Raw genomic sequence first — 4,049 nt, 5'->3', positions numbered from 1 at the left:
ATAGAGCGCGTTCATCGTGAAATCCCGCCGCCGCGCATCGTCCGCGATATCATCTGTGAAGGCGACGGTGGCGCGGCGCCCATCGGTGGCCACGTCCTTGCGGAAGGTCGTCACCTCGAACCCCTGCCCGCCGGATACGACCGTGACGGTACCGTGCCCAACCCCGGTCGGTACGACGCGCAGGCCCGCTGCCTCGCATTTCCGGGTCACGTCTTCAGGGCGGGACGGCGTGGAAAGGTCCACGTCACTCACCGGGCGCCCCATCAGCGCGTTGCGCACGCAGCCACCCACGAAATAGATGCCGGCCCCGTCCGAGGCGACCGCCTCGCAAACGGCGCTGACACGGGGGTCCGCCAGCCAGTCGGCGGCCTGCGGCGTCAGGTGGATGTCATTCGGTCTGCCCATGTCCGCAACATACGCGCGGTAGCGCCCCAGATGTAATAGGGCCCGTAGGGCACGACGTAATAATACCTGCGTTTTCCGCGCCAACGCCGCGAATGAACCATGTAATTCTCAGGGTTAAGGACATGAGACAGCGGCACCGTAAAGACCTCCGCGACCTCTCCGGCCTCGGGCACGATCCGGAAAGGAGCCTTCACGATCCCCACCACCGGAGTCACCTCGAAACTTGTGACCGTCTCATGCGGGGGCAGCGTTCCCAACACCTCCACCAGTTCGGGGGGCAGGCCAATCTCCTCCTGCGCCTCTCGCAGCGCGGCGGCGGTCACATCCGCATCCCCGGGATCGAGCTTGCCGCCCGGAAAGGCGATCTGGCCCGGGTGGTGCTTCAGCGCCGAGGACCGCTTCGTCAGAAGCAACATCTGCTCACCGTCCTGTTCGACGATGGCCGCCAGCACGCCCGCCGGGCGCAGCTTGCGCGGAAGCGGCACCTCCGCCTCCGGGTTGAGATCGAAGTCGGAGGAGGCCACCCCGGTTCGGGCCAGAGCACGCCGGAAATGGCCGTGCCGGTCAGGCACCCTTGCCCGCTTCCGCCTCAAAGCCGACGGTCTCCGGGTCGAGGTCGTAATGCGCACCGCAGAACTGGCAATCAGCCGTGACGCGGCCTTCCTCGGTCGTCATCTTCTCGATATCGCGCGAGGAATAGATCGACAGGCTCTGCCGCACCTTGTCTTCGGAGCAGGAGCAGCCGAAGCGCACCGCCTGCGGGTCGAAGACGCGGGGGCCTTCTTCGTGGAAGAGGCGCAGCAACAGGTCGGTGGGCGGCACGCTCGGCCCGATCAGTTCGAGATCCTCGACCGTATCGAGCAGGATGTTCACCCGGTTCCACTGCTCCGCCTCGTCCCCATGCACGAGGTCCTGCGCCACCATCACTTCGCCGGTCCCCTCGCCCTTCGCGGCGAATGGCGATGCCTTGGGCATATGCTGCAACATGATACCCCCGCCGCGCCAGCGTTCGGCGACATCGGGACCGGAGGATTTGCCGAAGCTGAGCGAAAAGCGCGTGGGCAATTGTTCGGACTGGGCAAAATAGGCCTCCGCACAGGCCGACAGGGATTCGCCCGTCAGCGGCGTGATGCCCTGATACGGGGTCATGCCCTTGCCCTGATCGATCATGATCGCGAAATAGCCCTCTCCCACCTGCTCGAACGGGGAGCCATCGGTAAGCCGGTCGGGATCATAGCTCGCATAGGCGCGGATCCGCGCGGGCTCGCCCTCCGCCTCGGGGCCGTAATAATCCGTGGCGATCATGCGGACCGGCCCCTTCGACTGCACCTGCAGGGACAGCTTCCAGCGCAGCTTGATCGTCTGCCCGATCAGCGCGGTCAGCAGGGCCATCTCGGCCACGAGCGCCTCGACCTTTTCGGGGTAGTCGTGTTGTTTCAGAATGCCTTCGAGCACGCCATCAAGACGCGCGACGCGACCCCGCATATCGCTGGCGTCGAGCTGAAAGGGCAGGACTGAATCGTCCCAGGCGATCTGGGTTCCTTGGGTCATCGGCTTTCCTTGGTGGGGAGGGACAGGCATACCGCGTCTATATAAGGGCATCAGCCCGAGCGAAAAGGGGCTACCATATGATCCGAAGGGCCGGCCACCCCCCGCACAGGGGTCAGCGCTATCAACTGAGAGCGGGCGCCTACGCCATTCTGCCGTTGAATGACAGGGTTCTGCTGACTTTGCAGAACACCGATATGCCCGACCTTCAGCTACCGGGGGGCGGGATCGATCCGGGCGAATCGCCGTGGCAGGCGCTGCACCGCGAAGTCCGCGAGGAAACCGGTTGGGGCATCACCGCGCCCCGGCGGGTGGGCGCGTTCCGGCGGTTCGTCTACATGCCCGAATATGACATCTGGGCCGAAAAGCTCTGCCACATCTTCCTCGCCCGGCCCACGCGCCGCCTGTCCGACCCGACGGAGCCTGACCACACCGCGCTCATCCTGCCGTGGCAAGAGGCCGCCCGCTCGCTCGGCAACGAAGGGGATCGCCGGTTCCTGCTGCGCTACGCCGCGCGCCGCCCCTGATATTCCAGCAATATCCCCGAGATATCGTCCGGAAATTCATCCGTGACGGCAAAGGTTTCGAGCTGCCGGACCAGCCCGTTCAACCGCGCCTCCCCGCGCGTGGCCTGCTCTGCCATCATCATCCGCGCGAGGCCCTGTTCCCCCAGCAAATTGCCATCCGGGTCCGGACATTCGGTAAATCCGTCTGACAAGAGCCACAGGCTGTCCCCCGGCGAAAGGGACAGGTCGAACTGATCGAACGACGCATTCTGAAGCAGCCCCACGGGAAACCCGCCCGTTCCGCTCTGCTCGATCCGGCCATCGGCGCGCTGGATCACCGGGTGCGGCTGCCCCGCCTGAGAGACGCACACGCGCCCCGTGGCCAGATCGACGAAGGCGAGCAGGAAGGCGAAATAGTGATCCGTGCCCATTTCGTTCAGCACAAGATCGTTGAGCACATGAACAACCTCAGCCGGGGGCCGCGCGACATAGCCCGCCCCGCCCTTCCTCAGGGCGACGTTCTGGTCCGGTGCCGAAGCGGAAAGATACCCCGCCAGTCGCGCTGTCATCAGCGCCGAACTGATGCCGTGACCCGAAACATCGATCGCATAAAGCCCGATCTGCCCCGGACCCGCGGGAAAATGCCCCACCAGATCGCCCCCCACATGGCCGCTGGGCCGAAGCAGTTGCGACAGCGCCGCCCCGTCAAAGACGCGATGCCGCTCGCGCAGCAGGGATTGCTGCAGCTTGCGCGCCTGTTGCAGATCGTGTTCCAGCGAATCGTAGACGCGCTGAAGCTCATGCAGAGTCTCCCCGATGATGCGGTTCTTTTCCGTCAGTTCCCGGCGCATATCGAGAATACGTTCGCCCGCTTTCAGCCGCGCGCGCAGTTCCTCGCTGTTGACCGGCTTGATCAGGAAATCGTCCGCCCCCCATTCCAGCCCACGGGCGACCACGCGCTTGTCCGTCTTGCCGGTGAGCAGGATGAAATAGACGTAGCGCGACACCATGAGCGCCCGAAGCGCCTTGCAGAATTCGACCCCGGACATCCCCGGCATGACCCAATCGCTCAGCACAAGGTCGGGCGGGCGGCTCGTGCAGCGCGCCATTGCCTCCTCTGCAGAGGCGGCTTCCTCAACCTCGTAGCCCCAGTCATGCAGCGCACGGACGAGAATACGGCGCTGCAGCAGGCTGTCATCGACCACCAGCACGCGCTGGGCCCCCGGGCCGGGCGGCGGATAGGTATCGAAGGGAAGCTGAGCCGTCCTGTCTGCCATGACCCTCTGTCCTTGCGTACCGTCCGGTCTAGTCCCCGTGCGTTAATCCCGCGTGAAGCCCGAAGCGCCATCCTGCAACGCGAGGATGGATGGAGGTGCCAATGCTGGACCGCAGGCAAATCGAGAGACTACGCAGTGATCTGGGCCACGCGGAGCTGAAGAAGATAGCAAACCTCTTTGCAGCCGAGGCGCGCGAAACGCTGGCCACTCTTTCGACGGAGCGTGACCCCGACCACCGCGACATGCATCTGCACGGGCTTTGCGGCAGCGCGCGCACCCTCGGGCTATCATCGCTGGCCGCCGCCTGTCAGCG

5 protein-coding genes and 1 pseudogene are annotated in these 4,049 nt (G+C 65.1%); 2 read left to right on the top strand and 4 right to left on the bottom strand.

The annotated features are described in order from the left end of the window. From A3764_RS21760 to hslO, 3 genes and pseudogenes are all read right to left on the bottom strand, one after another. Positions 1 to 405, bottom strand: a pseudogene (locus A3764_RS21760) (CCA tRNA nucleotidyltransferase); the annotation flags it as partial. Further along, on the bottom strand, positions 378 to 977 hold the full coding sequence (locus A3764_RS21755) for a CoA pyrophosphatase (RefSeq protein ID WP_067922463.1): 600 nt from the start codon (positions 975 to 977) through the stop codon (positions 378 to 380). The pseudogene A3764_RS21760 and the gene A3764_RS21755, both read right to left, overlap by 28 nt. Continuing rightward, a complete protein-coding gene (hslO, locus tag A3764_RS21750; RefSeq protein WP_067922451.1) occupies positions 970 to 1,956 on the bottom strand; it encodes an Hsp33 family molecular chaperone HslO in 987 nt (328 codons plus the stop codon). Before hslO ends, A3764_RS21755 begins: the two co-directional genes overlap by 8 nt. 77 nt (positions 1,957 to 2,033) lie before the next feature. On the opposite strand from hslO, the gene A3764_RS21745 reads away from it, so the two are divergent. After that, the gene (locus tag A3764_RS21745) at positions 2,034 to 2,480 is read left to right on the top strand and encodes an NUDIX domain-containing protein (protein WP_067922448.1); all 447 of its coding nucleotides are present in this window, start codon (positions 2,034 to 2,036) and stop codon (positions 2,478 to 2,480) included. Here the strand turns inward: A3764_RS21745 and A3764_RS21740 are convergent. Continuing rightward, positions 2,459 to 3,736 carry a PP2C family protein-serine/threonine phosphatase gene (locus A3764_RS21740; protein WP_067922444.1) on the bottom strand — a complete coding sequence of 426 codons (1,278 nt, stop codon included), beginning with the start codon at positions 3,734 to 3,736 and terminating at the stop codon, positions 2,459 to 2,461. The two genes, A3764_RS21745 and A3764_RS21740, sit on opposite strands and share 22 nt — an antisense overlap. Positions 3,737 to 3,837: 101 nt before the next feature. Between A3764_RS21740 and A3764_RS21735 the strand changes: the two genes are divergently transcribed. After that, positions 3,838 to 4,049 (top strand): hypothetical protein (locus tag A3764_RS21735; RefSeq protein ID WP_150122390.1); only part of this gene is annotated, 212 nt, incomplete at its 3' end.

This window comes from Sulfitobacter sp. HI0129 (assembly GCF_001635395.1).
GTDB lineage: Bacteria > Pseudomonadota > Alphaproteobacteria > Rhodobacterales > Rhodobacteraceae > Sulfitobacter.
This window is presented reverse-complemented; position numbering and strand designations above follow the sequence as displayed.

What these genes read in the sequence shown, in the direction of transcription:
- A3764_RS21745 (WP_067922448.1), top strand. Translation starts at nt 2,034, where the DNA reads ATGATCCGAAGGGCCGGCCACCCCCCGCACAGGGGTCAGCGCTATCAA.
- hslO (WP_067922451.1), bottom strand. Translation starts at nt 1,956, where the DNA reads ATGACCCAAGGAACCCAGATCGCCTGGGACGATTCAGTCCTGCCCTTT.
- A3764_RS21740 (WP_067922444.1), bottom strand. Translation starts at nt 3,736, where the DNA reads ATGGCAGACAGGACGGCTCAGCTTCCCTTCGATACCTATCCGCCGCCC.